This is a genomic window from Actinomadura sp. HBU206391 (genome assembly GCF_014323665.1).
Classification (GTDB): Bacteria; Actinomycetota; Actinomycetes; order Streptosporangiales; family Streptosporangiaceae; genus Actinomadura_C.
Genome location: NZ_JABVEB010000006.1, coordinates 1 through 26,457 on the forward strand (window position 1 = coordinate 1; position 26,457 = coordinate 26,457).

At 71.2% G+C, this 26,457-nt stretch carries 23 protein-coding genes; 5 read left to right on the forward strand and 18 right to left on the reverse strand.

Annotated elements, in window-relative coordinates; translation table 11 throughout:
• From HKK72_RS04675 to HKK72_RS04695, 5 genes are all read right to left on the reverse strand, one after another.
• Positions 1-1,070, reverse strand: a 1,070-nt coding sequence (locus HKK72_RS04675) for a thiamine pyrophosphate-binding protein (protein ID WP_187232983.1), incomplete at its 3' end; no start/stop codon positions are given.
• Positions 1,067-2,575, reverse strand: a complete 1,509-nt coding sequence (locus HKK72_RS04680; RefSeq protein WP_187232984.1) for an aldehyde dehydrogenase family protein — start codon at positions 2,573-2,575, stop codon at positions 1,067-1,069. The genes HKK72_RS04680 and HKK72_RS04675, both read right to left, overlap by 4 nt.
• Positions 2,576-2,582: 7 nt before the next feature.
• A complete protein-coding gene (locus HKK72_RS04685) occupies positions 2,583-3,449 on the reverse strand; it encodes a fumarylacetoacetate hydrolase family protein (RefSeq protein WP_187232985.1) in 867 nt (288 codons plus the stop codon).
• An 11-nt stretch (positions 3,450-3,460) separates the two neighbouring features.
• The gene (locus HKK72_RS04690; protein WP_187232986.1) at positions 3,461-4,540 is read right to left on the reverse strand and encodes a cupin domain-containing protein; all 1,080 of its coding nucleotides are present in this window, start codon (positions 4,538-4,540) and stop codon (positions 3,461-3,463) included.
• A gap of 56 nt (positions 4,541-4,596) precedes the next feature.
• Positions 4,597-5,856, reverse strand: coding sequence for an FAD-dependent oxidoreductase (locus HKK72_RS04695; RefSeq protein ID WP_187232987.1), 1,260 nt, complete (start codon positions 5,854-5,856; stop codon positions 4,597-4,599).
• A gap of 100 nt (positions 5,857-5,956) precedes the next feature.
• Between HKK72_RS04695 and HKK72_RS04700 the strand changes: the two genes are divergently transcribed.
• Positions 5,957-6,697: an IclR family transcriptional regulator gene (locus HKK72_RS04700; protein WP_222720332.1), complete on the forward strand. Its 741-nt coding sequence runs from the start codon at positions 5,957-5,959 to the stop codon at positions 6,695-6,697.
• A gap of 132 nt (positions 6,698-6,829) precedes the next feature.
• Positions 6,830-7,570 (forward strand): hypothetical protein, encoded by a 741-nt coding sequence (locus tag HKK72_RS04705; RefSeq protein ID WP_187232989.1) that lies wholly within the window; start codon positions 6,830-6,832, stop codon positions 7,568-7,570.
• A gap of 12 nt (positions 7,571-7,582) precedes the next feature.
• Here the strand turns inward: HKK72_RS04705 and HKK72_RS04710 are convergent, their stop codons facing one another.
• The 6 genes from HKK72_RS04710 to HKK72_RS04735 form a co-directional block, all read right to left on the reverse strand.
• Positions 7,583-8,581, reverse strand: coding sequence for an ABC transporter substrate-binding protein (locus HKK72_RS04710; RefSeq protein ID WP_187232990.1), 999 nt, complete (start codon positions 8,579-8,581; stop codon positions 7,583-7,585).
• A 31-nt stretch (positions 8,582-8,612) separates the two neighbouring features.
• Positions 8,613-9,380: an ABC transporter ATP-binding protein gene (locus tag HKK72_RS04715; RefSeq protein WP_187232991.1), complete on the reverse strand. Its 768-nt coding sequence runs from the start codon at positions 9,378-9,380 to the stop codon at positions 8,613-8,615.
• Positions 9,373-10,224, reverse strand: coding sequence for an ABC transporter permease (locus HKK72_RS04720; protein ID WP_187232992.1), 852 nt, complete (start codon positions 10,222-10,224; stop codon positions 9,373-9,375). The genes HKK72_RS04715 and HKK72_RS04720 overlap by 8 nt, the downstream gene beginning before the upstream one ends.
• A complete protein-coding gene (locus tag HKK72_RS04725) occupies positions 10,221-11,102 on the reverse strand; it encodes an ABC transporter permease (RefSeq protein ID WP_222720333.1) in 882 nt (293 codons plus the stop codon). Before HKK72_RS04725 ends, HKK72_RS04720 begins: the two co-directional genes overlap by 4 nt.
• Positions 11,103-11,263: 161 nt before the next feature.
• Positions 11,264-12,835: an MFS transporter gene (locus tag HKK72_RS04730; RefSeq protein ID WP_187232993.1), complete on the reverse strand. Its 1,572-nt coding sequence runs from the start codon at positions 12,833-12,835 to the stop codon at positions 11,264-11,266.
• An 81-nt stretch (positions 12,836-12,916) separates the two neighbouring features.
• Positions 12,917-16,153, reverse strand: a complete 3,237-nt coding sequence (locus HKK72_RS04735; RefSeq protein WP_187232994.1) for a BTAD domain-containing putative transcriptional regulator — start codon at positions 16,151-16,153, stop codon at positions 12,917-12,919.
• Positions 16,154-16,300: 147 nt separating this feature from the next.
• Between HKK72_RS04735 and HKK72_RS04740 the strand changes: the two genes are divergently transcribed.
• Positions 16,301-17,008, forward strand: a complete 708-nt coding sequence (locus HKK72_RS04740) for an SDR family oxidoreductase (protein ID WP_187232995.1) — start codon at positions 16,301-16,303, stop codon at positions 17,006-17,008.
• A 34-nt stretch (positions 17,009-17,042) separates the two neighbouring features.
• Here HKK72_RS04740 and HKK72_RS04745 read toward each other — a convergent pair whose 3' ends face one another.
• A complete protein-coding gene (locus HKK72_RS04745) occupies positions 17,043-18,416 on the reverse strand; it encodes an HNH endonuclease signature motif containing protein (protein ID WP_187232996.1) in 1,374 nt (457 codons plus the stop codon).
• Between the two features lie 692 nt (positions 18,417-19,108).
• Here HKK72_RS04745 and HKK72_RS04750 point away from each other — a divergent pair.
• Positions 19,109-20,326, forward strand: a complete 1,218-nt coding sequence (locus HKK72_RS04750) for a PQQ-binding-like beta-propeller repeat protein (protein ID WP_222720335.1) — start codon at positions 19,109-19,111, stop codon at positions 20,324-20,326.
• 260 nt (positions 20,327-20,586) lie between these two features.
• Positions 20,587-21,294: a signal peptidase I gene (gene lepB, locus HKK72_RS04755; protein WP_187232997.1), complete on the forward strand. Its 708-nt coding sequence runs from the start codon at positions 20,587-20,589 to the stop codon at positions 21,292-21,294.
• 160 nt (positions 21,295-21,454) lie between these two features.
• Here lepB and HKK72_RS04760 read toward each other — a convergent pair whose 3' ends face one another.
• The 6 genes from HKK72_RS04760 to HKK72_RS04785 are packed head-to-tail and all read right to left on the reverse strand — an operon-like array spanning position 21,455 to position 26,447.
• Entirely contained in the window at positions 21,455-22,645 is a 1,191-nt protein-coding gene (locus HKK72_RS04760; RefSeq protein WP_187232998.1) for an ABC transporter permease, read from the reverse strand.
• Complete coding sequence (locus tag HKK72_RS04765) at positions 22,642-23,385, reverse strand: ABC transporter ATP-binding protein (RefSeq protein WP_315987075.1); 744 nt, start codon at positions 23,383-23,385, stop codon at positions 22,642-22,644. Before HKK72_RS04765 ends, HKK72_RS04760 begins: the two co-directional genes overlap by 4 nt.
• Positions 23,382-24,458: a peptidoglycan-binding protein gene (locus HKK72_RS04770; protein WP_187232999.1), complete on the reverse strand. Its 1,077-nt coding sequence runs from the start codon at positions 24,456-24,458 to the stop codon at positions 23,382-23,384. The genes HKK72_RS04765 and HKK72_RS04770 overlap by 4 nt, the downstream gene beginning before the upstream one ends.
• Positions 24,455-24,931, reverse strand: a complete 477-nt coding sequence (locus tag HKK72_RS04775) for a hypothetical protein (protein WP_187233000.1) — start codon at positions 24,929-24,931, stop codon at positions 24,455-24,457. The genes HKK72_RS04770 and HKK72_RS04775 overlap by 4 nt, the downstream gene beginning before the upstream one ends.
• A 47-nt stretch (positions 24,932-24,978) precedes the next feature.
• Positions 24,979-25,896 carry a hypothetical protein gene (locus tag HKK72_RS04780; RefSeq protein ID WP_187233001.1) on the reverse strand — a complete coding sequence of 306 codons (918 nt, stop codon included), beginning with the start codon at positions 25,894-25,896 and terminating at the stop codon, positions 24,979-24,981.
• A complete protein-coding gene (locus HKK72_RS04785) occupies positions 25,893-26,447 on the reverse strand; it encodes an RNA polymerase sigma factor (protein WP_187233002.1) in 555 nt (184 codons plus the stop codon). Before HKK72_RS04785 ends, HKK72_RS04780 begins: the two co-directional genes overlap by 4 nt.
• Positions 26,448-26,457 lie beyond the last annotated feature (10 nt).

A 26,457-nucleotide genomic window follows, 5' to 3' on the forward strand; every position in this document is an offset into this window, starting at 1 on the left:
GCCGCCTGCGGTGGGCGGGCGGCCGGTCCTGGTCGAGCGGGGCGATTGGAGACCAGGTCCAGCAGCCCGCGCACGATCAGGGACTCGTCACCGACGACCGCGACGTCCACGGCGACGACCCTTCCGATCTCGGCCGCGTCGACGTGCGTGTGCACGACCTCGGCGCCGAGCGGGACAGGGGGGCCGGGATCGGGCTCGAACTCGATGAACGAGCGGCAGCCGAGCAGCATCACGACGTCGGCGCCGTCCGCCGCCGGGTGGGCGGCGGAGTAGTTGCCGGCGTACTGCGGGTGGTCGGTCGGGAAGGCGGGCCGCTCGAAGCTCCGCCGGTCCTCGTTGAACACCACCGCGCCCGTCCGCTCGGCCAGCCGGACGAGGTCGTGCTCGGCGCCGTGCCTGGCCACCTCGGCCCCCGCCACGAGCACCGGACGCCGCGCGGCGTCGAGCAGTTCGGCGGCGGCGCGCAGCCGTTCGGGGTCGGGCGCCACGCGGGACGCGACGAGGTGCCGTGCCGGATCGGGGACGGGGCCGTCGCCGGGGGCCTCCATGAGGTCCTGGGCCAGCCCCAGCCACACCGGTCCGCATGGTTCCGCGGTGGCCGTGCGCAGCGCCTCGGTCAGGTCCTCGGGCACGCACTCGGCGGTCAGCGACTGCCATTGCCGCTTGACGAACGGCCGCGCCAGCTCGCCCGTGCCGGGCAGGCTGGTGAAGCCACCGTGCGACTGGATGCTCGCGGGCTTGAGGCCGTTGAGGACGATCACCGGCGACCGCGCCATGCGGGCGGCGTCCAGGTGGCTCAGCCCGTTGACCAGCCCGAGATGGGTGTGCAGGTAGGCCACTGCGGGCCGGCCGGTCGCGCGGGCGTAGCCGTCCGCCATCGCGACCGTCACCGACTCATGGGTCGTCAGTACCACCTCGATGCCCGGGTGGTGCAGCGTCGCGTCGAGGAAGGCCGCCTCGGTGCTGCCCGGGCAGATGAAGACCCGGTCCACGCCCCACGCTTGCAGCACGTCGAGCACCGCGTCGGCGGTGGTGCGCCCTGTGTCCCCGGCCGTCGAACCCGCGGTCATCGCCCATCACCCGCCGGCGCCGGCCCGGGCAGACCGGAGACGTCGCGCCAGTCGGCGATCGTCTGCGGTTCGGTGCAGGCCTCCAGGGCGGCGACGCCGTGCCCGCGGCCGATGCCGCTGCCCTTGAACCCGCCGAACGGCATGTCGACGGCCGACGCGCCGACTCGGTGCACGTTGAGGAACACGCTGCCGGAGTGGATGCGCCGCGCCACGTCGCGGGCGTGGTCGCGGTCCTCGCTCCACACCGATGCCCCGAGCCCGAACTCGGTGGCGTTGGCCATCCGAACGGCGTCGTCCTCATCGTCGAAGGGAAGGATCGGCACGACCGGCCCGAACTGTTCGTCGGCCACCAGCTCGGCGGTCGGATCGAGGCCGGTGACCACGTGCGGAAGCAGGAAGTACCCGTCGTCGAAGGACCCGGCGTCGAGCTTCCTGCCGAGTTCGTGCACGGTGGCGCCGGCCGCCCGGGCGCGGTCGATCAGGCCGTTGACCTTATCGAACTGGGCGCGGTTGTTCAGCGGCCCCATCGTCGAGCGCGGGTCGAGGCCGTCGCCGACGACGATCTCGTCGACGGCGGCGCGGTAGCGCTCGGTGAAGTCGTCGTACCGGGAGCGGTGCACGTAGATGCGCTTGACGTTGAAGCACACCTGGCCGGTGTTGCCGTACACGCCCTGCACCAGCTCGCCGACCAGCGCGTCGGTCACGTGTGCGCTCTCGAGCACCAGTGCCGGGTCGTTGCCGCCGAGCTCCAGGCTGACGTTCTTGAGGTTGCCCGCCGCGCCGGCCAGCACGCTCCGGCCGGTGCCGGCCGACCCGGTGAAGAACACCTTGCGTACGAGGGGGTGCCGCACGAGCGCGTCGCCGGCCTCGGCGCCGGTGCCTGGCACCACGTTCACGACGCCGTCGGGCAGGTGCCGGGCCAGTGCGGCGAGCACCTCGCCCAGCGCCAGCGGCGCGAACTCCGAGGGTTTGACGACGACGGGGTTGCCGGCCAGCAGGGCAGGCGCGAGGCCGAGGAAGCAGAGATAGACCGGGGAGTTCCACGGGACGATCACGCCGGTGACGCCCATCGGCCGCCGCCCGACGTGGACGGTGACCCGCTCGTCCGCGCGCAGGACCCGGTCCTCGTCCAGTTCACCGGCCAGGCCGGCGTAGTAGCCGAGGATGTGGGCCGCGCCGCCGACGTCGAGCCGGGACTCCCAGAGCACCTTGCCCTGTTCCCTGGTCAGCAGCATGGCGAGCTCGGGGATCATGCCGCCGAGTTCGGCCGCCGCGTCGCGCAGCAGACGGGCCCGCTCGTGCGGGCCGAGCCCGGCCCATCCGCCGAAGGCCGAGTGCGCGGCGCGCACGGCGTCGTCGATGTCCGACGCGGTGCCGAGGGCGTGCTCGCCGACGATCTCGCTGCGGCGGGCCGGGTTGTGCACGGGCGCGAGCGGCGCGGGCCTGGCCTGGCCCGCGACCAGCACGGGGGCGAGGTGAAGCCGGGTGTCTCGTGTGGTGGTCATGGGCGGCCTACCTGACCCGTAGGGTCATGGCGCCGAGCCGGCTGATCTGCGTCTCGAGCAGGTCGCCGGGGCGGATCGGTCCGACTCCGGGCGGCGCGCCGGTGAAGATGACGTCGCCGGGCAGCAGCGTCATCATCCGCGACGCGTACGACACGATGGCCGGGATTTTGGTGATGAGCGTGGCGGTGTTGACCGCCTGCCGCTGCTCTCCGTTGGCCAGCAGCCGGATGTCGAGGTCGCCGGGGTCGCCGACCTCGTCGGCGGTGGTGACCCAGGGCCCGAGCGGCGAGAACGTGTCGTAGCTCTTGCGGCGGGACCGGTCGGCCGGGCTGCGGACGGTGATGTCCAGCCCGACGGTGTAACCGAAGACGTGGCCGAGCGCGGTGTCCTCGGCGATGTCCTTGCCGCCGGCGCCGATGACGATGACCAGCTCGGACTCGTGGTGGATCTCCTCACCCGCCGCGACGATCTCGGGTGGCAACACGATGTCGTCGGCGGGGCCGGAGATGGACGACGGCGCCTTGAGGAAGACGTCGAAGTTCATCATCCACGACTCGACCCGGCCGAGCGTCCGCCGCTGAACGTCGTGCATCTCCTCGACGTGCGCGGAGTAGTTGCTCGCGCACGCGACGATCTTGGAGGGGTTCAGTACGGGTGCGTGCAGCCGTACTGACGCGAGCGGCAGCCGCGTACCGCCGCTCGCCGCCTTCTCCAGGTCGGGCCGCGCCTCGGCGAAGTCGCGGCACAGCCGGCGCCACCAGCCGGCGGTCAGCCCGTCGGGGTCGTGCGGCCAGGGCAGGGCGTCGGTGACGTCGACGATGGTGTCGCCGTCGACCGCGCCGAGCCGCAGGTCGTCGAAGATGGCCAGCTTCATGTCGGTTCTCCTCAGGGCCGGAACATGCCGGTGACGGTCTGCGGGGTGTCGAGGGTCTGCTCGCGGTAGACGCCGAGCGCGCGCAACACGGGGGTGTCGCTCAGCGTGAACAGGTCGGCGGAGGTGTGGGCCAGGTGCTCGACCGGTGCCCAGGACGGCACGACGAACATGTCGCCGGGTCCCCATTCGAAGCCCTGCCCGGCGATGACGGTCGTGCCGGTTCCGCGGTGGACGACGTACACGGCGTTGCCGCTGCGCCGCACCGGGAGCGTCGAGCGCCCGGGGGCGAGCCGGTGCATCGCGCACGCCAGCGTGGGCAGCACGCTCGCGCCCGACCGCGGGTTGGTGAACTCCAGGCTCACCATGGGGTCGTCGCCGCGCGCGGCGAGGCGGCCGAGCTCGGCGTCGGTCTCGGTCCACCGGTAGACCAGCAGCGGTGAGGGCGCGGGGTCCAGCGGGTCCTCGACCCGGCCGTGGGTCATCCCCCCCGCACCGGCGTACAACTCCTCGGAGCGGTTCCGGCCGGTGACCGGCTGCCGCAGGTCGGGATAGGGCTCGAAGAAGATGCCGTCGAGCGCCTCGATCATCGGCAGGTCGAGCCCGTCGAACCAGAACATGGCCGCGTCACCGGTGTTGGTGTGGTCATGCCAGTTCCACGCGGGCGTCAGGATCAGGTCGCCGGGACGCATCTCGCACGCGTCGCCGTCGACCGTCGTCGACACCCCCTCGCCCTCGAGGACGAACCGGATGGCGCCGGGGGTGTGCCGGTGAGCCGGCGCCGACTCGTGCGGGCCCAGCGCCTGGATCGCCCCCCACAGCGTCCCCGCGGCGTAGGGCCGTCCCCCGAGGCCCGGGTTGGCCAGGCTCAGCACCCTGCGCTCACCGCCGCGTCCGACCGGTACGAGCCCGATCGAGCGCTCGGCCAGCGGACGCATCACGGCGGCCGGCCAGAGCCACGGCACCGCCTTGGGCTGCGGGGTGGGCGTCAGCAGCTGCTCGGTGATGGTCCACAGCGGCTGCAGGTCGGCCGCGGCGACCTCCTTGTACAGCGACTCCAGTTCGTCGGCCGGTACGGCCCGCTCGTCCGCCATGTCGTGCTCCCTCCTCGGTCGTCGCGGCAGATGCCGCCGGTTCGGCTGCTTCGCCGCTAACCGGCGGCCGCGCGGATGCTCTCGTACTCGTGCGGCGGTGTGCCGATGCCGAACCGCTGAACGCTCTCCAGCAGCGAGACCCGGCGCATCCAGGCGCGCGCGCGGTCGGGGTCGCCCGCGATCGCCCGCATCTCGTCCTGGTTCTCGCGCCGGCGCGCGTCGTCGGTCTCGGCCAGCCGTTCGGTGTTGCGTCGCGTGTCGGCCTGCACGTACTCGACGGCGACGCGGCGGCGGATCTCGGCGAACGTGCGGAGCTCGTCCTCGCGCTCGGCGGTGCCCGCGAGGACGCGGGCGATCCTGGTGGTGACGTCGATGGCGTCGTGGATGCCGCTGTTGAGACCGACCCCGCCCATCGGGCTGTTGATGTGGGCGGCATCGCCGATGATCATGGTGTTGCCGACGCGGAACGTCGAGGCCACCCGCTGGTGCACGTTGTAGATCTGGTGGTCCACGATCGGATAGCCGCCCGGGAAAGCGGCGAGCCCCTGCAGCTGCGCCTGGAGCGTCTGCGGGCTGGTCGCCTCCTCGCGGGAGACCTCGGGCGGTACCGGCCAGACCGCACGCCATGACTCCGGGGTGCGCAGGATGAACAGCCACTCCCGGGGGTCGGCCACGTAGTTGACGTCGGCGATGCCGGGCACGAGCTCGCTGATGTCGGCGGTCGTGCTGGCGATGAGAAAGCGCTCCGGGTGCGTGTAGCCCGCGAAGTCCACCCCCAGCGACTGCCGCACCGTGCTGCTCGCGCCGTCCGCTCCGATCACGTACGACCCGTGCAGGGTCACTGGACCGTTCCCGGTCTCCATCAGCACCGTCGCGCCGTCGCCGGTGCTGACGACCTCGCGGACCCGGCTGCCGAAGAACATCGTGACGTTGTCGTCGGTGCGCAGCCGTTCATGCAGCATCCGCACGAGATGCTGCTGGTTCAGCTGGAGCCGGTACGGGTACGGCGTCTCGTCCTTCAGCAGGGTCAGATCGAACTCGGCGACCAGGCCGTCGCGCCGGTCGCGGAACTGGTATCTGGGCACGGCCAGTCCCTCGGCGACCATCTGACCGGTGATGTCGATCCGCTCCAGCAGTTCGAGCGTGGCGGCGTGGAAGGTCGACGCCCGCCAGTCGGTCTTGGGGACGGCCTCGGCCTCGATCAGCACCACGGGAATGCCCTCGCGCGCCAGCATCGCGGTCGCGGTCATGCCGACCGGACCTGCGCCGACGACGATGACAGGGGGCTCGTTGTGACCGGGGGTAATGCTCGTCATCCCGCTACACTAACGAGATATTCCAGCTATCAGAAGTAAGTCAAGGTACAGTTCCTTCATGTCGAATAATCCGGGCGCTGGTGACGGTGGATCAAGTTCCGTGGACAACGCGCTCCGGCTGCTCGAGATCATCGGGGAACGTCAGGTGCTGCGGGTCGCGGATGCCGCGGACCTGCTCGGAGTCGCCCGGTCGACCGCGCACCGGCTGCTGACCGCGCTGCGCCGGCGTGGGTTCGTACTGCAGGACAAGCCCAACGGCGCCTACCGCCCGGGGCCGGTGCTCAACGAGATCGGGCTGGCCGCCATCGGCCGGATCGACATCCGCCGCACGGCGCGGCCGGTGCTCGAGGAGCTGCGCGAGCAGACCCGCGAGACCGTCAGCCTGTCGCTGCTCGAAGGCCGGAACATCCGCTTCGTCGACTGCGTGGAGAGCCCCCGGTCGGTACGGGTCGGGAACCGGACCGGGATGGTCATGCCCGCGCACTGCACCGCCGGCGGCAAGGCGATCCTCGCGTGCCTTGCCCCCGTGGAGCTCGACCGCCGCTATCGCGACCGGGAGCTGACGACCCGCACCCCGGCCTCCATCAGCGACTGGGCGGTGCTGTCCCGGGAGCTGGAGGACGTCCGCAGGGACGGTTACGCCCTCAACGGCGAGGAGGGCGAGAGCGGCATCAGCGCCGTCGCCGTGGCGCTGCGCGACGTGACCGGCGCTCCGCTGGCCGCCATCGCCGTGGTCGTCCCGTCCAGCCGCATGCCGACGGAGGAGTCCGCGCGAGCGCTGGCGCCCACGGTGCTGCGGGCGGCCGAGACCATCCAGCAACTGCTCTCTGCTGAATTCTAGATCCGGGCTGAATTCTAGATCCGGGCTGAATTCTAGATCCGGGCTGAACTCTGGATCCCGGGCCGAGCTCCAGATCCCGGGCGGACGCCGCCCGAGCGCATACCATCGGCGTCATCCGCCGAGGAGGCGCTCGTGACCGTGTCGGCAGAGCTCGCCGAGATCAGCCAGTGGTGGCGGACACAGTGGTCGGCCACGCGCTCCGGGCCGATGCCCGCGGCTCGCGGCCCGCGGCCCTTCCGGATCGCGGGCAGCGCGAACGACCAGACCACCCGCGACGGCGTGGACAACCCCTATTGGCAGTTCGTGCGCCAGCTTCCCTCCGTCGACGCGGGCCTCGACGGCGTCGCCGCCGACGGTTTCGCCCGCGGTCTGCCGGTCGGCCATCACCTGCTGACCATGCGCTACTCGTGGGCGATCCCCTCGCCGGGCGACATCGGCTGGCTCGCCGACCTCCTCGGCCACCGCGGTCTCGTCGAGATCGGCGCGGGCTCCGGCTACTGGGCGTGGCAGGCGCGGCAGGCCGGAATCGACGTGCTCGCCTACGAGCCGAGCGACCCGGCCGACAACGGCTACAGCGACGGCGTCGAGTACCTCGCGACCCTTCGGGGCGACCACACGGCCGCCGGGCGCCATCCCGACCGCGCCATGCTGCTCTGCTGGCCGTCACAGGGCGACCCCTGGGCGGCGCTCGCCCTCGCCGCCTATGCCGGCGACCTGCTCGTCTACATCGGCGAGGGCCCGGGCGGGCGCTGCGCCGACGACGGGTTCTTCGAGCTCCTGGGCAGACATTGGACGCCGGCCGGCGCGAGCCCGCACCACGTCTCCTGGTCGCGCACCCGCTGCACGATGACCGCCTACCGCCGTACGACCTGAGCCGTTCCCCGCTCAGCCCATGACGGCTTTGCCGTAGTCGAAGTCGTGCTTCAGGTAACCGATCTTGCGCATGATGCCGGCGAACAACTCCAGCGACGCGCGGTCGTTCTGCGGCTTCCACTGGTTCAGGCGGACCTTGGCGGCCATGGCGGCGTCCAGGGTGCTGATCTTCGGAAGCGCCTGGCGGAACGACTCCGGGTCCGCGGCGATGTCCTGCGCCGTCAGCCGCAGCCCCCGCTGGAAGGCGGCGACCAGGGCCGGCTTGGTCTTCACCGTCTCGGACGCCGCCAGGTAGCCGCCGACTTGCAGGGCCGGCCGCAGCGCGGCGTACGGCTGCACGACCTCGCGCAGCCCGCGGGCCAGGCCGACCGTGCCGAACGGCTCGATGAGGAATCCGGCGTCCACGTTGCCGCGCTGGATGGCCGCGACCATGTCCGGGAACGGCATCTCGACGAACCTGATGGTGGAGAACACCTTGGGGTCGGAGTTCATCAGCCCGGCGATGACGACGTCGCTGACGCCCTGCAGCGTGTTGACCGCCACGCGCTTTCCGGCCAGCCCGGCGACATCCCTGATCGGGCTGTTCTGGGGCACCTGGAGCGAGGAGAAGTCCTTCGTCGCGGTGTCGGACGCGCTGGTGCCCGGCGCGATGATCTTGACGGGCAGGCCGCGGTCGATCGCGATCATGCAGGAGACGACGGCCGAGCCGGCGATGTCGAGCTCACCGCTGATCAGCGAGGGGATGACCGTGGTGCCGCCGCCGGAGGTCTTGAAATCGATGAACAGGCCCTGCGTCTTGAAGTGGCCGCGCTGCATCCCGTACCGCACGAACGCCGCGGGCATGCCGGCGGTATCCGCCACGGTGATCTTGCGGAGGCCGTCCTGCGCCTTACCGCCCGAGTTGTACGTGCCCGCCGACAGGTCGTAGTCGGCGTTCCCGCACCCGGCGGCGGCCAGCGCGAGCGCCAGCACCGCGCCCACACAGGTGAGGAACCTTCTGATCGGACTCATCTGATCCTCTCCGAGTCGCTCGGGTGGCCGCTCACAGGGCGGCCGGCTCGCGCTGGATCGCCGAGAACAGGCGGCTGCGCAGCTCGGCGAACTCCGGCAGCTGCTTGGTCTTCAGCTGGTCGCGCGGGCGCGGCAGCGGGACATCGACGTCCAGCGCGACCTTCGCCGGCGCCTCCAGGACCAGCACCCGGTCGGCCAGATAGACGGCCTCGTCGATGTCGTGGGTGATGAACAGGACCGTGACGTCGAACCGCCGCCAGATGTCCAGCAGCAGGTCCTCGAGGTCGAACCTGGTCTGCGCGTCGAGCGAGGCGAACGGCTCGTCCATCAGCAGGATCTTCGGCCGGTAGGCGAGCGCCCGCGCGATCGCCACCCGCTGCTGCATGCCGCCGGACAGCTGCCACGGGTAGCGCTTCTGCCGCCCGGACAGCCCCACCGCCTCGAGCGCCTCCTCGGTCGCCTTCTGCGCGTCCTGCTTGGAGACGCCCTTGTAGCGGAGCGGGAAGGAGACGTTGCGGGCCACCGTCATCCAGGGCAGCAGCGACCTGCTGTAGTCCTGGAAGACGAACGCCATGTCCTTCGGCGGTGCGACGACCTTCTCTCCGTGCAGCACGATCTCGCCGCTGGTCGAGGGGATGAGGCCGGACAGGCACCTCAGCAGGGTGGACTTGCCGCATCCGGAGGATCCGAGGATGCAGACGAACTCGCGATCGGCGACCGAGAAGGTCACGTCGGCGATCGCGGGAGCGGCCTGCGGATCCGGTCCGTAAACCTTGCGGAGCCGGGATACCTCAAGCATCGTTGACCTCCGGGACGTTCTTCCGGGCGGCGCCGCCCGGGTTTTTGGGGTTCTTGGGCTTCTGGGCTGATTCGGGCAGCAGGCCGTTGGCGCCGCGGTGCCAGCGCAACACCCGGTCCTCGACGCGTACGAAGATCCAGCTGAGGGTCAGGCCGAGCAGGCCGAGCAGGATGACGCCGCCCCACATCGCCGGGATCTCGAAGGAGCGCTGCGACTGCAGCACGAAGTAACCGATGCCGTCGCGGCTGGCCACCATCTCCGAGACGACCATCAGGATGATGCCGATGCCCAGGCTGGTGCGCATTCCCGCGAAGATCCGCGGGGACGCGGCCGGCAGGATGATGTGCCTCAGCCGGGCCGAGGTCGGGATGCGGTAGGCCCGCGCCATGTCGAGCTGCTCCTCCTCGACGCCGCGCACGCCGTCGAGGGTGTTGAGCAGGATCGGCCACATGGTGCCGAGCACGATGATGAACACCTTCGAGCTGTTGTCGGTTCCGAACACCAGCATCGCGAAGGGGATCAGGGCCGGGGCGGGGAGCGCCCGCAGGAACTGCACCACCGGGTCGAAGGCGGTCCGCAGGATCCTCGACATGCCGAAGAGGACACCGAACGTGACCCCTCCGACGATGGAGATGCTGTAACCGGCGAGCAGCCGCAGCACGCTGGGCACGAGGTCGCTGCCGACGCGGTCGAAGAGCCAGTTGTCGGCGAAGACCCGCACTATCTCGGTCAGCGGCGGGAAGAAGAAGTCCTCGGCCTGCGCCGACCACAGGCCGAAGGCCAGCAGTAGCGCCACCGGTACGACGAGATGCTGCAGGAACAGCGAAAGCCGTCTGAGGGTCACCGTGCCACCTCCTGGCGCTGCGAGGGGTGCCACCGCAGTGCCTTGCGTTCCACGGCGGCGAACGCCGAGTTCAGGGTCAGGCCCAGCAGCCCGGTGGTGATGATCAGGGCGTACATGAGCGTCACGTTGCCGGCCGACTGGGCGACGGCGATGGCCCGGCCGAGACCGGGCGCCCCGCCGACCAGTTCGGAGGTGACGGCGAGGACCAGTCCGATCGCCGCCGCGATGCGCAGGCCCGTCGCGATGTACGGGGCGGCGCTCGGGATCGTGATCACCCAGAACCGGGCGGACGGGCCGAGTCCGTACGAGCGAGCGGTGTCGCGCGCGACCGGGTCGACGTCCTGTACTCCGTAGATGGTCTGGAACAGCAGGGGCCAGAAGGTGGCGAAGGCGATCAGGAAGACCTTCATCTCCAGCCCGGTGCCGTACACCAGCACGGCGAGCGGGATCAGCGCGACCGACGGGATCGGCCGGCAGAACTCGATGACGATCCGCGACAGGCGGTAGGCGAGCGGGCTCGACCCGAGCAGGACTCCGATCGGCACGGCCAGCAGCGTGGCCAGACCGATGCCGACCGCCCAGGCGCGCAGCGTGCGCCCGATCTCGACCCACAGCGGTTGCTCGACGACGAGCCGGAAGAACTCGGCGTACATCGAGCTGACCGGCGGGAACCAGTCACGCGGGAGTACCCCGAGCCGCGAGCACAACTCCATGACGGCGAGGACGACGAGCACCCCCGCCACCTTGGTCAGCAGATCGGCGCGCTTGCCGAGCCAGATGCGAACGGCCGGTGGCCGGGCGGCCCGTTCATCCGGCGCCGCCGCTTCGGGCGCCACGACAGAGGGCGGGCCGCCCTTGTGCGTTACGGGTTGCCGCACGACATGTGCCTCCTCGTCAGGGCGCTGAGATTTCACGCAAGTTAACGTGCAGCTTCCGCATGAAGCAATACATATGCTCCTGAATTCCGCTAACAAGAATTGAAATGCGGAAAAGTAACGGCGGGTACCCGCCGTTACTCTCGCTGTCATTACGCTGGCGGTCATTGCCTCGCGACGCTCACCAGGTCACCGTGCTCGGGCTCGTCGCCGATGCCCTCGGGGATGACCTTGGGGACACCGCGGAGCGTGAACAGCGCGGCGACCGCGACCACCGCGGCGAGCGCCGCGCTGCACACGAGCGCCACGTGCATGCCGTCGACGAAGGCGTTCCGCGCGGCTCCCGCGACCTGCTCGGCGAGCCCGGCCGGAAGCGAGGCGGCGACGCCGAGTGCGCCGGCGAGCGAGTCCTCTGCGGCGGCCCCGGCCCCGGTGGGCAGCCCGGCGGGCAGGACGAGGCCACCCCGGTAGGCGGCCATGAGGATGCTGCCGAGGACGGCCATGCCGAGGGCGCCGCCGAGCTCGGCGGCGGTCTCGGCGATCGCCGAGGCGGCGCCGGTACGGTCCCTCGGCACCGAGGCCAGGATGGTGTCGGCGGTGACCGTGAGCGCCATCCCCATGCCCAGGCCGTTGGGGATCATGGCGAGCAGGAGGACCGGGTAGCCGGTGTCGGTGCCGGCCAGGACGAACAGGGAGAACCCGGCCGTCGACAGGGCCAGGCCCAGCGCGACGACGCGGGCCCTGCCGAGTGCGCTGATCAGCGGCGGTGCGAGGGCGGCGCCGCCCACCATTGCGGACAGGGCCCCGGGCAGGCCCGCGAGACCGGACCTGAGCGGCGACCAGCCGAGGACGAGCTGGAAGTACTGCGCCAGGATGAGCGACTGGGCGACCAATGCGAACATCGCGAACAGGTTGGTGGTGACCGAACCCGAAAAGGCCGCCACGCGGAAGAGCCGCACGTCGATGAGCGGCTCGCTCAGGCGGGTCTGCCGCCGGATGAACAGGGTGAGCCCCGCGACGCCGATCAGTGCCGCCACGCCGACCCCCGGCTGGGCGAGGCCACCGGCGGCCGACTCCTTGACGGCGTAGACGATGCCGAGGACGCCGGCGATCGACAGCGGCACGCTGACCAGATCAAGGCGCCCCGACACGGCCGCGCGGACGTCGGGCAGCAGGACCAGGCCGACGACGAAGCCCACCGCCATGATCGGCACATTGATCATGAACACGGCGCCCCACCAGAAGTGGTCGAGCACCGTGCCGCCGAGCACCGGCCCGAGCCCCACCGAGAGCCCGCCGACCCCGCTGAAGACGCCGATGGCCATGGTGCGCTGCCGCGGTTCGGTGAACGCGCTGCGGATGAGCGCCAGCGCCGACGGCATGATGGTGGCGCCGGCCACGCCCAGCAGCGCACGTGCCGCGATCAGCAGTTCGGCGGTCGGGGCATGGGCCGTGAGCGCCGAGGCCGCCGCGAACGCCGCCATGCCGGTCAGCATCAGCCGCTTGTGCCCGATCCGGTCGCCCAGCGAGCCCATGGTGACCAGCAGCCCGGCCAGCACGAACCCGTACACGTCGGCGATCCACAGGATCTCGGTGGCCGAGGGGCCCAGATCGCGGGCGAGGCTGGGAATCGCCAGGTGCAGCGCGGTCAGGTCGAGGTTGGGCACGATCGCGATCAGGCACCCCACGGCGAAGGTGCCCCATTTGCGGGTGTTGGAGATAGGCGAGGAGGTCATGGACGTCAGCCTCGGCGCAGTCGCTGACCGGCCGCCTACCGGACACTGACCGCACGCCCTGAGCCCGACTTGCCCGGCCCGTCATGCCCTGGCCAGCGCGAACGCCTCCTCGCGGGTCATCTCCGCCCCCCGTGCGTAGGCCGCCGCATACGCCGAGTCGCCGACCAGCTCACGCGACCGCGCGGCGACACGGGCGACGTCGGGGTCCCCGGGCACCGAGGCTCCGCGCAGCCCGGTGGCCGCGCCGAGCAGCAGAGCCGCCCGCCGCCCGTCGTCCTGGAGCAGCGCCACACCTGCCAGAGCCTCCACGGCGCCCGCCGCCAGCATGAGGTTCGCGTGGTCGAGCGAAGCGGTGAGCGCCTGCAGATGCCAGGAACGGGCGCCTTCGGCGTCTCCCTCGGCCTCGGCGATCCGGCCCAGGCCGATCACCGCCTGCGAGTGCGCCCACAGGGTGGAGAACCAGTGCGCCGGGGTGGCGCGCATCGCGGCCTCGTACAGTTCACGGGCCTGCGCCAGATCGCCGCGCAGACGCGCGACCTGACCGAGCCCGTGTCGCGCCACGGCGGCCTTCTCAGGAGCGCCGGCCTGGACTGCGAGGTCGCACGCCCGCTCGAAATCGGCCTGTGCGGCGGCGAGGTCGCCGTCCCTCAGCAGCCCTTCGGCGCGACGGTGCAGCATGTCGGCGGTGTCCTCGAGGGCTCCGAGCCGGCTCACCAGTTCGAGGCCCTCGTCGAGCAGGGCGAGCGCCCTGTCCCGGTCGCCACGCCACTCGGCGAGCAGGGCCAGCGGGTCGAGCGCGTTGGCCATGCCCCAGCGGTCGCCGACGCCGCGGAAGCCGTCGAGCGCCGCAGCGAACTCGGGCTCGGCCTCGGCCATCTCTCCGCGGAACTGGTGCTGGAAGCCCAACCCCAGCCGCAGGAGCGCCTGCGACCACGGGTCCGGGCCGATCTGCCGCTGATGTGAGGCGACATCGGTGCGGCCGGGGCCCGCCCCGATCGCCCAGAGGACGGTGGTGAACGGATAGCGGAGCGGCTCGTCGATGCCTGCCATGATCGACTCCGCCGGGTCGAGCCGGGCCGCCGGATCGCCGTGTTCGGATCCGCCCCACAGGGCGTTCACGGCGCAGAGCACGTACTCCTCCTCGAGCCCGCTCAGTGGCTCCCGGCCGATCCGGGTGAGGAGTTCGGCGGCCAGCGGAGCGCCTTCGACCCGCCCGCGCAGCCACCAGTACCACGAGAGCGCGGCCACGAACCGGAGGGCCATGGCCGGGTCGGCGCGCACGGCCCACCGGAGCGCGGCGTGCAGGTTGCCGTGCTCAGCGGTGAGCCCGGCCAGCCACTCCAGTTGCTTCGCGCCGCGCAGGTGCGGATCGGCGGTGCGCGCGAGTTCGAGGAAGTACGCGGCGTGCGCCCGCCGCAGCGGCTCCTCCTCGCCGGCCTCGGCCAGCCGCTCGGCGCAGAACGCCCGCACCGTGTCGAGCATGCGGAACCGCGCGCCGTCACCGTGCGGCCCGTCACTGTGGAGAAGGGACTTGTCCGCCAGGCCGATGAGCAGTTCGTCGACGTCCCCGAGTTCGTCGCCGGGCGACGCGCACACCCGCTCGGCCGCCGCCGGGGTGATGCCGCCGGAGAACACGGTGAGCCGTCTGGCCAGCACCTGTTCGGTGGTGGAGAGCAGGTCCCAGCTCCACTCCACCACGGCGCGCAGCGTCTGGTGCCGAGGCGCGGCCGTACGGCTGCCGCGCGACAGCAGCCGGAACCGGTCGTCCAGCCGGGCGGCGACCTCCGTGACGGACAGCGAGCGCAGCCGGGCGGCGGCCAGTTCGATCGCGAGCGGCAGCCCGTCGAGGGCGCCGCAGATTCGCAGCACCGCGTCGGCGTTGCCGGCGTCCACCTCGAAGCCGGGCCGTACGGCGGCGGCGCGATCGGCGAAGAGCCGCACCGCCGGATAGCCGAGCGTCTCCGCCGGAGCGGTGCCCGGTGGCGGCAGCGCGAGCGGCGGCAGGGGGCGCAGCGTCTCGCCCGTAATGCCGAGCGCCTCGCGGCTGGTGGCGAGCACCCGCAGACCGGGACAGGCACTGAGCAACCGGTGGGCGAGCCGGGCGATGTCCTCGATGACGTGTTCGCAGTTGTCCAGTACGAGCAGCATCCGCCGGTCGGCGAGCGCGCGGATCAGCCGGTCGGCGGGGTCGGGCTGCCGGCCGTGGGGGGACTGGAGCAGCCCGGCCTCCCGCAGGCCGAGCGCACCGAGTACCGCCTGCGGCACCTCGTGCCCGGCGCCGAGCGGCGCCAGGTCGACGAAGCGCACCTCGCCCTCCTGGCGCTGGCTCGCCTCGATCGCGAGCCGGGTCTTGCCCGCGCCGCCGGGACCGGTCAGCGTGACCAGGCGCCCGTCGGCGAGCAGCCTGCCGATCTGCTGCAGCTCGTGCCCGCGTCCGACGAAACTGGTGAGCTGGGCCGGGGGCCGCACCGGTGTCGTCGCCGGGTAAGCCGCAACCGGCTCCGCCGAGCCCGGGTACGTCACCGGATCGCCTGAGTACGCCGTGGCCGGCCTAGCGGGTGCGAGTGACGGGTCGGCCCGCAGCACGGCGAGGTGCACCTCGGCCAGCTCGGCGGACGGGTCGGTGCCGAGTTCCTCGGCGAGCATGCGCCGCGCGTCCTCGAAGACCCCGAGGGCCTCGGCCGGCCGGCCACTGCCGTACAGGGCCCGCATGAGCAGGCCCCGGGCCCGCTCCCGCAGAGGATGCGCCGCGACCAGTGCCTGAAGCTCGGCCACCAGCGCCCGGTGCCGGCCCAGCGCCAGCCCTGCCTCGGCGTGGTCCTCGACCGTGGCCACCCGCAGCTCCTCCAGGCGGGTCGCCTGCGCGTGGGCGAACGGAGCGTCGCGCACGTCGGCCAGCGCCGGTCCGCGCCACTGGTCGAGCGCCCTGCGCAGGAGTACGGCCGCCCCCGCGTGGTCGCCCTCGTCGAGCGCGTGCCCGCCCTCGCGGGCGAGCCGCTCGAACCGGTGCGCGTCGACGTCCTCGGGATCGACCGCGAGCCGGTAGCCGGCCGGGTGGAACTCCACCACCTCGCGGCCCGGCCCGGCCTCGTCCCGCAGCCGCCTGCGGAGCCTCGACACCTGCGACTGCAGGGCGTTGGCGGCATGGGCCGGCGGGTCCGCGCCGTACAGCCCGTCGATCAGCCGCTCCACCCCGACCAACTGACCGGCGTCCAGCAGCAAGAGCGCGAGCAGCGAGCGCGGCCTCGGGCCGCCGAGCGGCACCGAGTCCCCGCCGGCCCACCGCGCCTCGACCGCGCCCAGGATGCCGAACAACACGGCATTGATTGTGGCCCATACCGGGATGCCGCAGATGTGACGGGGCGTTGCAGAGGCCATCGGGCTGGAACGCACTGAGGAGCTTGCAATGTCGCTGTCGGGGTCATCGTCGTCGGAGTCGTCAAGGTCATCGGGTCGTCGCGGTCGTTGTCGGGCAGGAAGGTCGTCGTCACCGGGGGCGGGACCGGCATCGGCCTGGCCACGGCGAGACTGGCAGTGGCGAGGGGGGCGTCGGTGGTGCTGATGGGCCGCACCGAGGCGACGCTCAAGGAGGCCGTCGAAGAGCTCGGGGACGCGGCTTCCTACGAGGTGCTCGACGTGACCGACGGTGACGCGGTCGAAGGGGCGTTCGCATCGGTCGGCGCGTTCGACCATCTGGTCACGTGCGCGGCGGGATCCTTGGCGGGACCGTTCGCCGAACTGGCCGAGAGCGATGTGCGCGACTTCTTCGAGACCAAGTTCTGGGGGCAGTATCGCTCGGTGAAGGCGGCGCTGCCGAGGCTCGCCAGGGACGGATCGGTCGTACTGCTGTCAGGCTTCCTGTACCGCAAGGCCGAGCCAGGGCTCTCGCCGTTCGCGGCGGTGAACGGGGCGATCGAGGGGCTGGTCAAGGCGCTGGCGATCGAGGCGGCGCCCGTGCGCGTCAACGCGCTCGCGCCCGGACAGATCGACACCCTGGGCGGTGGTGAGCCCATGGACGAGGCGACCCACCAGGCGTATGTCGACTCCGTTGCCGCAGGGCTGCCGCTCGGCCGGATTGGGACGGCCGAAGAGGCCGCCCACGCGGCGCTGTTCCTGGTGGAGAACACCTTCACCACAGGCATCACCCTGGATGTCGACGGAGGTAAGCGCTGACCGTCGGCCCGAAACCGCTTGCCGGCCGGCGTCATCAGTTCCGCATGCGGATGGTGTGGAGGAAGTGCTCCTGCAGGGGGCTGAGGGCCTTCGGTGGGGTGAGGGGTTGGGCGGGGACGTGGTGGGTGTGGCCGAGGAGGCTGGTCCACTTCATGTCGTCGAAGGCGTTGCGGCGGGGGGTCCAGCCGAGGTCTTTGAGGTCGTGGCAGTGACCGCATTCGGCGTCGAGGTTCCAGACCTTGGTGGGGCCGCCTTTGGCGTGGTCGAGGCGGTGGTCGATCTCGGATCTGGAGGCGGGCACGCGGCAGCCCGGTCCTCGGCAGGTGCGGTCACGGGCGATCACGAACGCCCGCTGCCGGCGGGTGGGCGCGCGCCTCGGATCACGCCAGGCTTGCCGCTCGGGCGGGCGGGTGGTGCCGTGGTGCAGCAGGCGGCCGGTGAAGGGGTCGGTGATGCTGAACCGCCAGATCGTCTCTCCATCGGAGGTGCGGGTGGCGGCGATCTGCCGGGCGACGTCGGCGATCACCGGGCCCCATCCGGCCAGTTCACCTGCCCGTTCGGCCAGCCCCATCAGGGTGGGCAGGTCTGCGGTGAGCTCGACCACGCCGCGGCGGTGTACCGGGCCGGGCCCGGCATAGGTGCCGGAGATCAGGTCCAGGTAGACGTCGGCGCGGATCTGGTCGATCGGCCGGTCGTCGCCGGCCTGTTTGGCGGCGCGGGCCAGTGCGTCCAGCCGTTCGTCGGCCGCCGCCGCCCGGTCGGCGGGCAGATTGCACCCCGACAGGTACCCGGTGCCGTCGGCGTTGAGGCCGCGTACGACCTTGCGTTCGGCGACCCCTCCTTCATAGCGCTCACGGGCGGCGTCAGGGTCGGCCTCCAGCACCAGTTTCCGTAGCCGGTGGGCCAGTTGCCCCGTCGTCAGCGACGGTGCCTGCGGCAGGATCTGCGCGGCGATGCGGCGGGCGAGTTGCTCGGGGACGGCACCGGTGCCCTCCAGCAGCACTCTGGCCCTGGGCAGGTCGATCGACCCGGTCGCCAGCGCGGCCCACACGGCGGGCAGCCGTTCCACCAGGCCCCAGGCCTCTTGCAGTCTCGCCAACGCCGACCGCCTGGTCCACCTCAACGCCGCAGCGATCTCGGCCGCCGCCAGCCCCTCGATGTCGGAGTCCCACACATGCGACAACCGCGAGCTCTCCACCCGGACCCGCTCGCTCACCGCCACCATGTCGGCGGCCAGCTCGGCCTGCTCGAACGCCAGCTGCCGCGAACGCGCCTGCAACAGCACCACCAGATCGAACCCCGACAACGCGGATCGGTCGATCGAGGCCAACGCCGCACCCAGCGCCGGGCCGGGCGGCATCTCCGCCAACCCCACCGGCAACGGCTGCGATGATTCCTGTTCGATCACATGTTCGATAATACTCTATGACCCTGATTTTCAATAGGCTTATCGCGAAAGTGTGAGCCAATTGATAAGGCATGGATTGTCGCGAATATTCCACTCAAGACTTTCAATGAGTGCGGGTCATTGGGCCGTCACGATGATCCACTCCGCGGTCGGTTCGCGTGACGTTTCTGGTTGTCCAGTGCACAGGACAAGAACCTGTCGATCAGTTCCAATTCGATTCGTGCACACCGTCATGTCCGACCGCGGCCCGGGCGGCCGGGACGTCGGTACGGCGCTCATGGACGAAGCCGAGCGTCGAGCCAGAACGCACGGAGCTCCCGCATTCGCACTTGACCACTGGGCGGGAAGCGATGAACTGCACGTATCTATGACAAGCGTGGTTACGTCAAGATGGCGGAATGCGACGACCACCAAGGTGAAAAGACGGTACGCAACGCTGTACGCGTCTACCGCCTCTCCTCGGAGAGTTCTGATTGAAGCCGCGCTGAACCGCGCGCCCAAGTCCAATGAATGATTTGCGATCGAGGACTCGGCCGTCTTCCGTCCAGCCCGACCCCGTCCGATCCAGGTGACCAAGTCTCCAGATGAGCGGCGGAATCTCAAGGGCGTGTCCGCCTTCGGCCGACCGGCCATCCCCCGTGAAGGGGGGCGCGTCTACTCAGTGATCCTTCCACGGACAGAGAGGGGATCTGATGCTCACCACATCGCCGGTCATGCGATCCAGCATCCCGCGTCTTGCCGTCGTCGCGATGCTGGCGGCGGCGATCGCGCTGGCCGGATTACTGACCGCGCCTGTCCAGGCGGCGGCCACACCGCAGTCAGTGGCTTATCAGATCAATGCCCGACATAACGGTCACCTGCCCGGCGGGGTCGCGGCCTCATCGCTGGGAGGAACGCCGATGTGGTCGCGCGATCTGGGCGGCGCGGTCTCGTACCCGATCGTGGCCGGGGGGCGCGTCTTCGTCACCGCCGCAAAGCCTGATGTCTATGGCACACGGCTGCATGCGCTCGACGCCGCCACCGGCACCGAGCTGTGGGACCCCATCGACCTGGGCGGCACCTACTGGTGGTCGGCGCTCGCCTATGGTGGCGGTCGCCTGTACGCGCTGAACGGAGACGGTCGGCTGTCGGCGTTCCGACCCGGTAGCGGCAAGCAGCTGTGGAGTGTCGATCTGCCCGGTCAGTGGTCGTTCAGCTCCGCTCCCACCTATCGGGACGGCGTCGTCTACACCGGCGGGGCGGGATCCGGCGGCACGCTGTATGCGGTCAACGCCGCTGACGGAAGCATCCGCTGGACCCAGTCGGTCGCCAATGGTGATCAGAGCTCGCCCGCAGTCACCGCCTCCGCGGTCTATGTCTCCTACGCCTGTGCGCAGACCTACTCGTTCGACCCTGGTGACGGCGCCCAGATCTGGCACTACTCCGAAGCATGCGGCGGCGGCGGTGGCAAGACGGCAGTGGTCGCCGACAACGCGGTATGGATCCGCGACACCCTTGAGGGCGATCCGCTGGCACTGCGCAGTTCCGACGGCTCGGTACGGGCCAGGTACCAGGCGAACCGGGCCCCGGCCTTCAACGGGCGGCAAGGCTACTTCCTGCACGATGGCGTCCTTTATGCCCGGAACACCCGCACGTTGGCCGCGACGTGGAGCTTCACGGGGGACGGCGGGCTGACCAGTGCCCCCATCGTGATCGCCGGACATGTCTACATAGGTTCGAACTCAGGACAGGTGTGGGCGTTGAACGAGAAGACCGGACAGGTCGCCTGGACCGCAATGGCCGGCGCTCCCATCAGCGCGCCCGACGAGCATAACGTCAGCACTCCGCTGACCGGACTCGCCGCCGACGGCTCCCGTCTCATAGTCCCGGCCACCAACTCGCTGGTCGCCTTCGGGGCCGCCACTCGCTGAGCAGGCGGCGATCACACTCACTATCAATGGTCAGTAGTCAGGGGCCTGATGCCTGGAGAGATGCCGGCATGAGGCCCCTGACGCACGTTGGTCGGAGTCGTTAGGCCCGCCCTGGGCGTCACGCTCATGTCCGGACGCATGCGCCGGCACCCGCGCGGACCCTGAGCCCGGCAGGACTGCAGGCCTGGTGGACATGGCACAGCAGGTCTCTTTCCGACCCCTTACACCGCTCTTACCCCAGCTCCATCTAGAGTGCGGAGGTGAGTCGAGATTCCTCTACGGGCAGATTCGGTGGCCCGCTCAGGCGAAGGCCGAAACGGGAGCCGAAGAACCGTTCGTTCCTACGGGAGCTTCCGCTACTGCTCGGTGTGGCGCTCGTTCTGTCGTTGCTCGTCAAGACCTTCCTGGTCCAGGCGTTCTTCATCCCCTCGGAGTCGATGGAGAAGACCCTGCACGGGTGCCAGGGATGCACCGGCGACCGCATCCTGGTGGACAAGGTCTCGTACCGGTTCGGTGACCCGAGCCCAGGGGACATCGTCGTGTTCCGCGGACCGTCGTCGTGGACCCCCGAGGCCCCGCCTCCGGACCAGGGGATGCTCAGCCGGATCGGCGGGTTCTTCGGCCTGCCGCAGGCGAGCGAGAAGGACTTCGTCAAGCGGGTCGTCGCGGTCGGCGGTCAGAAGGTGGCCTGTTGCGATCGGCGCGGCCGGGTCACGGTCGACGGCAAACCGCTCACTGAGCCGTACATCTACGAGAACAACCCGGTCAAGGACCGGGAGTTCGGGCCGGTGACCGTCCCCGCGAACCGCCTCTGGGTGATGGGGGACCACAGGTCGGCCTCGGCGGACTCGCGGGCCCACGTCAGCGACCAGTTCACCGGTACCGTCTCGGTCGACGATGTGATCGGCAAGGCCTTCATCATCGTCTGGCCGCCCACCCGCTGGAACTTCCTCGACACCACCGGCTGAGCCCCAGGTCATCGCCTTCCGCAGCCGGGGCGTGGTGCGGGTCGAGGTGATCAACCATTGCCGCGGCGGCGCGCCGCCCAACTGCATGATCACGACAGAGGTTTCTCTGTCGTGATCATGCAGTTGTTCGCGAGCCCACACTGGCGGCGGGGTGGTCGCGTCACGTGCTGGTCAGGGCGATGGTCGGGGGGAGCCGGGATGCCCGTACGGCGGGGTAGAGGCCGGCGACCACGCCGACGACGAGTGTCGCGGCGAGCCCGCCCCCGAGCGCCCACGCGGGCACCACGGGAGGCCAGTCCCGGGCGAGCGCGTACGCCATTGTCACGAGGGAGCCGATGACCGAGCCGGCCGCCCCGCCGAGGGCCGAGAGCATCAGCGACTCGGTGAGGAACTGCGTGCGGATCTGCGCGCGGGTGGCGCCGAGCGAGCGGCGCAGGCCGATCTCTCTGCGGCGTTCCAGTACGGAGATGACCATGGTGTTGGCCACCCCGACGCCGCCGACCAGCAGGGCGACAGCGCCGAGGCCGAGCAGCAGGCCGGTGAAGGTGCCGGCGGCGGCCGCCCGGGCGGCGAGGGCGTCCGAGGGCCGCGACACCGCGACCTCGTGCGGGCTCTCCGGGTTCACCGTGCGGGGCAGGACGTCCCGGACGGCCTCGACCGACTCCTCCGCCGACCGTTCGTAGACGGTCGTGGGATGGCCGTCGAAGCCCAGATGCGCGCGTGCGGCCGGAATGCCGACGAGCGCGGCGCGGTCGATCTCCGGTGCCAGCGGCATCGCGTCGAGGATGCCGGTGACGGTGAACCAGCGGTCGCCGACCCGCACCTGTACGCCGACGCGGCTGATGCCCAGCCGGTCGGCGGCCACCGAACCGAGCACGACGGCCGGATAGCGGGCCGTGGCCGCGTTGAGCCAGACGCCGGTGCGCACCCGCCCGTCGAGGGTCTCGAGCAGGTCGAGCGTGGCGGCCCGGACGCTGATCCCGCCGGTCTCGACCTTGGGGATGCGGTCGGTCCGCCGGATCGTCGCCGTGACCTCTCCCGTGGCGCTCGCCGTGAACACCGGGCCGACCCGGCCGACCATCGCCACCGCGTCGACCGGCAACTTGACGTCGCCGCCCGAGAACGTGGCGCCGGGCTCCACGCGGAGCAGGTTCGTGCCGAGCCGGTCCAGCCGGCGCAGCAGTTCCTCCTGGCCCGACGCCGAGATGCCGATCACCGAGACCATGGTGGCGATCCCGATGGCGATCCCGAGCGCGGACAGCACCACGCGGGCCGGGCGGGCACGCAGCCCCGAGGCGCCGACCCTGGCGACGTCGCCGGGGCTCAATCTGGCCGGTACGAGCGGATTCATCGCGCGTCCTCCGTCCGAAGCGCCGCGGGCCCGCCCCCGGGGTCGTTAGCCGTCTCGTCGGAGACGATGTCGCCGTCACGTACGCGCACCCGCCGGGGGCATCGCGCGGCGACCTCTCGGTCATGGGTGATGATGACGACCGTCGTGCCATCGGCGTGCAGATCGCGGAGCAGTCCGAGCACCGCGTCACCGGAGGCCGAGTCGAGGTTGCCGGTGGGCTCGTCGGCCAAGAGCAGCGGGGGGTCGCCGACCACCGCTCGCGCGATCGCCACGCGCTGCCGTTCGCCGCCGGACAGCTCGTGCGGCCGGTGCCGCAGCCGGTGCGCGAGCCCGACGCGTTCGAGGGCGGCCCCGGCCAGTTCGCGCCGGACGCGCACGGGCCGCCCCGCGTAGAGCAGCCCGTCGGCCACGTTGTCGAGCGCCGACCTGCCCTCGGCCAGGTGGAACTGCTGGAACACGAAGCCGATGTGCGCGGCACGCAGCGCCGACAGCCGGTGGTCGGCCAGCGCGCCCACGTCGTGTCCCGCGATGCGGACCGTCCCGCCCGAGGGCCGGTCGAGCGTGCCGATGAGGTGCAGGAGCGTGGACTTGCCCGAGCCGGACGGGCCGGTGATGGCCAGCAGTTCACCGGTCTCGACCGTGAGATCCACCCCGCGCAGGGCGTCGACCCCCGCGGGATAGCGCTTCGTGACCCCGGTCAGTTCGATGATCTTGGAGTGGGGGGAGGTGGACGGCTTCACCGGGCCGGCACCCCGACCTTCATGCCGCTCGACAGTGCGGAGCCGATGATCTCCACCCGGCCGCCGCCGTACGCGCCGGTGCGGACGCCGACGACCCGCCGGGCTCCGCCCGGGTCGACGATCTCTACACCGTAGCCGCCTTCGCGCAGCGCGAGCAGGGCCTCCACCGGCACGCTGAGGACGTTCCTGCGGCGTGCGGTCTCCATCGTGACCATGACCGGCCCTTGGTCCAACCGGCCGGTCCGCCGCCCGTCGCCCAGCCGGATGTCGACGTCGACGGTCGCTTCGCCGCCTTGCCCGGAGGGGCCGGAGCCCTGGGCCGGCTCGGCCTTCTCGGCGACCGTCCCGACGGACGTGATCCTGCCTGGGACGGTGCCGCCGTCCGGTAGCTCCACGGTCACCGAGGCGCCCTTCCGGGCGAGGTGCTGGTCGCTCGCCTTGAGATCCACATGCACGACACGCCTGGTGCTCGTCACGGCGAGCAGCGGCCGGCCGGCGCCGATGCGGTCGCCGACCGCCGCCTTGGCCCCGGTGACCCGCACCTGCGCGGGCAGGAAGGTCACCTGGGCGGCGTCGACCGAGCCGGTCTTGGCCAGCCCGTTGTCGCCCTGCCACCGGCGTACGGCCTCTGCCGTGGCCGCGGAGAAGTGCGCGTCCACGGTCAGACCACGCCCGTGGCCGAGCGCCCGCAGCGCGCGTTCCAGTTGCCTGACGTCGGGCCCGTCCTCGACGCCCTGCCGCAGCGTCCGGTAGAGCGGCACGGTGCCGTACATCAGCACGACCCGCCTGCGGTCCACCTCATAGAGGGCCGCGCCCTGCCTGATGACGGCGCCCGGTGCGGGAAGCCGGGTGACGGTGCCCGGCGCCGCTGCGGCCACGCCGCGTTCGCCGGCGTAGGTGAGAGTGCCGTCCACCGACGTGGTGTCGACCAGGTCGCCGCGGGTCACCTCGGCCGTGGCGGGTGCCGGGGAACCCGCCGGGGCCGCCTCGCCCGCTCCGCCGGCCCGGGCCACGGCGACCCCGGCGCCGGCGACGACGAGTACGGCGGCCCCGGCGGCCACCTGCCGTCTCACCCGCGGCTCGGCAGGAACTTGCCGCAGTCCTTCAGCGACCGGTCGAACCTGGGCTTGTTGCCCCCGTCGAAGTCGGGCGGCGGCATGTTCGGCGGGTCGGGAAAGTCGAAACCGTGCTTGCGCATGCACTGGGCGAGCTTGGTGAACCTGTCGCGCGTCTCGGGGTCGTTCATGTCGATCCGGGTGCCGCCCAGGGCCTTCTGGAACTCCTCGCAGGCCTTCATGGCCTTGTCGGGGATGGCGAGCCCGCCCTTCGGAAGGTCGCGTGGGTCGTCGGGCATGGCGACGCCGTTCTCGCGCATGCACCGCGCGTATCTCAGCTGCGCCTGGTCAGGGTCGACGGAAGCCCGGGCGGACGCGGAGGCGGACGCCTTGCCGCCGCCCGCGCTCGCGATGCCGTCCCCGGACGAGCCGCCGCATGCGGTGAGTGCCAGCATCGGTACGGTGAGCAACAGTGTCGAGACACGATTCATGGAGGAGTCCTCTCGGGTGGACGCAGGGGGGCCGGGTGTCTTCGAGGTCAGCTGCCTTTACGGCACGCCTTGCTCATCGGGTAGGACTGGGAGACGCGGGTCGAGTCGGCCACCAGGAGCGCCTTGCCCTGTTCGGTCAGCCAGCCCTCGTGGACAAACCAGGCGCCGGGCACCGAGGTCCGGTAGCCCTTGAGGGGTACGGCGAAGCTCGCGACCACGTGATGTTCCCTCAGCAGACTCGTCACCCGCGAGACCGGCTGGTTGACGAAGTCGACGCACGCGAGCGGTTCCCCGGGATTGTTGAGCTGGCCGAAGGCGTTGTACCGCTCACCCGGGCGGCCCTTCCGGCCGAGCCCGATGACCGACTTCCCCTTGAACCTCGCGTCGCGGTAGGGCTGGTAATCGACCGGAATCCTCAACCCGATCGTGCAGCTGACGATCGCGTGGCAGGAGCCCGGGCGCTTGATGGGCGAGACCAGGTCCTTCCGGCGGGACAGCTGGTCGAATGACAGGCCGTTAGTCCGCATGTCGAACGGCGGGAAGACGGCGCCTTCGAGACTCGGAGAGACCGGTTCGACCCTGAGCGTGATCGAGAGACCGAGATCGCGGAGCTGGGACTCATAGCGCTCGGGATCGGCGAAGAGGTCCTTCACCGTGACGATGTAGTAGTCGCCTTCCCTCGTGATGTCGAGCGCGGCCGCAGGACGCGGCCCGATGTGCGTTGTCGCGGGCAGGAACCAGCCAGCGATCAGTACGGCGGCCGCCAGCGCGACGACGAGCGGCGCGGCGACCCTGCTGCGGAGCATCCGGTGGCCGCGCCGGGGTGCGGCCGCGGGGCCGGGCTCCCTCGGCTCGGCCGTGATCGGCGTGGCGGTGATTTGGGCGAGCAGCTCTCGCGTGCCCTCGCCCATGGGCGGAAGGCGATGTGCGGGTTCGAGGCCCTTGACGATCTCGTTGATGCTCATTTGCCCATCCCCTCGGCCATCGCCACGGCGCGCGCCCCGTATCGCTCCACGTCCACACCCTTCAGTGCCAGCTGCCGGGCGAAGCGCTTGCGCGCGCGGTGCAAGCGGACCCGTACGGTGCCGACCCGGCAGCCGAGCACCTCGGCGATCTCGCTGGGGGACAGCCCCTCCCAGCCGGTCAGCGACAGCAGCTCGCGTTCATCGGGCGTCAGCCGGGCGAAGGCGGCGCGCACCTCCTCCCGATGCTGAGGCGCGTTCGGCGCGGCCTCGGCGAACTCGCTCCGCAGCCGGGTGATGAGCAGCTCACGCCGGGCGGCGCCACGGTGGTGGTTGGCGAGAACCCGGCGCGCGACGCCGTACAGCCAGAGCCGCGTTCCGTCACCCGGCGGCACGGCGTCGAGGCGGCGCCAGGCGGTCAGGAACGTCTCGCCGATCGCGTCGACCGCGTCGTCGGGGGAGTCGGTACGGCGCAGCACGTAACGCGAGATGGCCTCGTAGTGCGCCTCGTAGATCTCCTCGAAGCGGCGCCGCTCGTCCGGCGGGTGACCCACGCTGTCTCCC

Excerpts from the sequence above, each read along its gene's own strand:
- HKK72_RS04680 (WP_187232984.1), bottom strand. The coding sequence starts at position 2,575 with ATGACCACCACACGAGACACCCGGCTTCACCTCGCCCCCGTGCTGGTC.
- HKK72_RS04685 (WP_187232985.1), bottom strand. The coding sequence starts at position 3,449 with ATGAAGCTGGCCATCTTCGACGACCTGCGGCTCGGCGCGGTCGACGGC.
- HKK72_RS04690 (WP_187232986.1), bottom strand. The coding sequence starts at position 4,540 with ATGGCGGACGAGCGGGCCGTACCGGCCGACGAACTGGAGTCGCTGTAC.
- HKK72_RS04695 (WP_187232987.1), bottom strand. The coding sequence starts at position 5,856 with ATGACGAGCATTACCCCCGGTCACAACGAGCCCCCTGTCATCGTCGTC.
- HKK72_RS04710 (WP_187232990.1), bottom strand. The coding sequence starts at position 8,581 with ATGAGTCCGATCAGAAGGTTCCTCACCTGTGTGGGCGCGGTGCTGGCG.
- HKK72_RS04715 (WP_187232991.1), bottom strand. The coding sequence starts at position 9,380 with ATGCTTGAGGTATCCCGGCTCCGCAAGGTTTACGGACCGGATCCGCAG.
- HKK72_RS04730 (WP_187232993.1), bottom strand. The coding sequence starts at position 12,835 with ATGACCTCCTCGCCTATCTCCAACACCCGCAAATGGGGCACCTTCGCC.
- HKK72_RS04750 (WP_222720335.1), top strand. The coding sequence starts at position 19,109 with ATGCTCACCACATCGCCGGTCATGCGATCCAGCATCCCGCGTCTTGCC.
- HKK72_RS04760 (WP_187232998.1), bottom strand. The coding sequence starts at position 22,645 with ATGAATCCGCTCGTACCGGCCAGATTGAGCCCCGGCGACGTCGCCAGG.
- HKK72_RS04775 (WP_187233000.1), bottom strand. The coding sequence starts at position 24,931 with ATGAATCGTGTCTCGACACTGTTGCTCACCGTACCGATGCTGGCACTC.
- HKK72_RS04780 (WP_187233001.1), bottom strand. The coding sequence starts at position 25,896 with ATGAGCATCAACGAGATCGTCAAGGGCCTCGAACCCGCACATCGCCTT.